This window comes from Pseudoduganella sp. jia 12 (assembly GCF_055502675.1).
Map to the genome: position 1 here is coordinate 1 of NZ_JBUXKP010000030.1, position 2,676 is coordinate 2,676.

Consider the following 2,676-nt stretch of genomic DNA (forward strand, 5'->3'; position numbering starts at 1 on the left):
ATTACTCACCCGTTCGCCACTCGTCAGCGGAGCAAGCTCCCTGTTACCGTTCGACTTGCATGTGTAAAGCATGCCGCCAGCGTTCAATCTGAGCCAGGATCAAACTCTTCAGTTTAATCTCTGTTTTATGTCGTTTCCGACATGGTCACTCACTCAAATAACTGACGAATCATCCGAAGATGATTACGTTATTACTTGTGTAAGCGTTTGCTGCTATATTTTGAGCATTCCGGACCGAAATCCGGAGGCACATCGCATCAAACGCCCACACTTATCGACTGTTGATTGTTAAAGAATTCTGCCCTTGAAGGCCTTGCCGCTTTGTTGACAAATCGTTGTGTTTGTCAGCAGCAGAGAAGCGAGATTATCGGGTATTTCGTGCGATTCATCAAGCTTCTTTTTTGCCCCACATCAAGTTGCTTGTTTCACTTTCGTGACAGCTAGATTGCTGCGAGGGACAGAACTATAACAAAGCTGCCCGAGTTGCGCAAGAGGCTCTGTCTGAAATGTCGAAAAGACGGATTGTGTGGGGATCTTGCCTATCTCCCGCTGAGCGTACGACAGCCTGACGCGCGGCTGATTCAGAGTCGGTAGATCTTGGCAAGCTAAACCTCAGAGGACGGAGATCTTAGCGAGCTGAACCGCTTTCCAGCAAGACCCGGCGGTGATTTCGGGTCCAACACCCTGCCACCGAGCAGCCCCAGCGCATGCGGTAGCGAGGTCGTCAGCCCGGCATCGCGCTGGAGCACGTCGTGTGCCGCGCGCCAAGCCTCACCGACGACGGCCAGGCGAACCGCGGCGCGAGCCCGCCGTTTGGCTGCCCGCCGCCACGCGCGCTCCAATGCTCACGCGCATATGGGCGTCGCGCAGTACCGTGTCCGGCGTTGTCGAAGCCGGCTTGAGCCGCACGCAAGGCGCGCACCTGGTGCCGGGCAATCACGCGCGCATACTGCCGATAGCGCCGGTTGAACTGGCGATCGCATTCGCTAGCCCGTACAGTTCGCCCAGCTGCTGCCGTACTCCCGAGCTGGTTCAACGCCACGGTGACGTCGGCAGCAAATCGTACCGCAGTGGAGCCGGGACCTCGGTCCAATGCGTTCGACGAATTGTCCTGGTTTGGCTTTTCGATAACTGGGGCTGGCACAGCTTGATCAGCTTATCCATCAACGCTGCGTAACCCGTTTCGCCAGGCTGGCACAGGCGCGCATCCACCTCTCGGCGGTAGACATTCGCCGTCTTGAACAGCTGCCCGCTGCCGTCGACTCCCCGCTCCAGACGCTCCTTGCCCAGCATCGTTCGCTGCGCGTTGATAAGGCACAGGTCGCGGCGGTGCCACTACCCTTCGGTGGCGAAATATATGTATCGGCCTTGGTGCGCTCAGCCACCTCGCACAGGCCGTAACCCGATGCCAGGTAGCGCGGCTGGCCGTCTCTCCGGCGCGGCCGAACTCGACCCGGGCATAAGCGGTACGCCGATCATGCCTGCCGGGCAGCAGGTCCACGCCATCTTCTTGGCGACGTCGCCATCGGGTTCAATGTGCGAGGACTTGATATTGGCATCGAACGGCGAGGCAGCGTGAGCGACATCATCTTCGACTTACCGGTGCTGTTATCGCCGCGTAAAGCAGGCGACTATCGCGGAACCGGAACTCTTCGCTGTCGTAGTGGAACAGTTCGACCAGACCGGGACGCAGCGGTTGCCAGCGCGTTCGAATCGGTGAGGGAAGTGCCGGCGGCACAAGCGTTTCGCCGGACAAAAACAGGGTATCCGGCATCAGAGCAGCGCATTCCGGGTGCACAATCGCCGCTGGTTGCGGTGCGATTGCGCGCGGCCGGTTCGGCGCCACTGTGGGCGAAACATGCCAGCGCTGGAAGCGGGCGCACGTCGCCGGCGTTGTACCGGATCAGGCGCAGCACCTCATCCGCACCAGGACATCGTTTGCGAACTCGTTCCGGCATCGGGCTCGCTTGCCGCTTTTGCCCAGTAACGCCCATATTCAGGAATCAGGCTGCGCACGGTTTCGATATTCGTCGCCCCGTTCACCGCCGCAATAGGCTGCGTGCGGGCAGTATCTGCAAAGAGCTCGGCGACTGGCAGGGTAACCTCCGATATTTTGCCGGCCAGCATGACTCCCGCTATGACAGCCTGACGCTAACCTGCTTCCACACTGCTTGCAGCACGGGCATCGGCGCAAAGTCGTTCCACGGTCCTGTTCGCGGAGCGAGGTAGGGCAGTGCCCGGCCGAGCAAAAAACCGGGACCTGGAGCGAAGTCTGCGCGTACTGCAAAGCATGAGTACAAATGAAAAAAGCCCACTGCGATCACGCAATGGGCTTCTCTCGGAATTACAGCCTGATTGAACCAACTTTCACACTGGTAGCACGATCATCGGCGCAAAGTCGTTTCACGGTCCTGTTCGTGGAGCGAGGTCGGGCAGTGCCCGGCCGAGCAAAAACCCGGGACCTGGAGCAGCGTTCATGACGCACTGCAAAGCATGAGTACAAATGAAAAAAGCCCACTGCGATCACGCAATGGGCTTCTTTCGGAATTACAGCCTGACGATAACCTACTTTCACACTGGTTGCAGCACTATCATCGGCGCAAAGTCGTTTCACGGTCCTGTTCGGGATGGGAAGGGGTGGGACCGACTTGCTATGGTCATCAGGCATGACTTGTA

The 2,676-nt window shown here is 58.5% G+C and carries 2 protein-coding genes and 2 rRNA genes; all 4 read right to left on the reverse strand.

What is annotated here, in order from left to right; all coding sequences use genetic code 11:
* Positions 1-115 (reverse strand): 16S ribosomal RNA (locus tag ACY65G_RS30515); the annotation flags it as partial.
* A gap of 917 nt (positions 116-1,032) precedes the next feature.
* On the reverse strand, positions 1,033-1,293 hold the full coding sequence (locus tag ACY65G_RS30520) for a hypothetical protein (protein ID WP_465001025.1): 261 nt from the start codon (positions 1,291-1,293) through the stop codon (positions 1,033-1,035).
* Between the two features lie 624 nt (positions 1,294-1,917).
* Positions 1,918-2,127 carry a hypothetical protein gene (locus ACY65G_RS30525; protein WP_465001026.1) on the reverse strand — a complete coding sequence of 70 codons (210 nt, stop codon included), beginning with the start codon at positions 2,125-2,127 and terminating at the stop codon, positions 1,918-1,920.
* 425 nt (positions 2,128-2,552) lie between these two features.
* Positions 2,553-2,665, reverse strand: a 5S ribosomal RNA gene (gene rrf, locus ACY65G_RS30530).
* Positions 2,666-2,676: the final 11 nt, after the last annotated feature.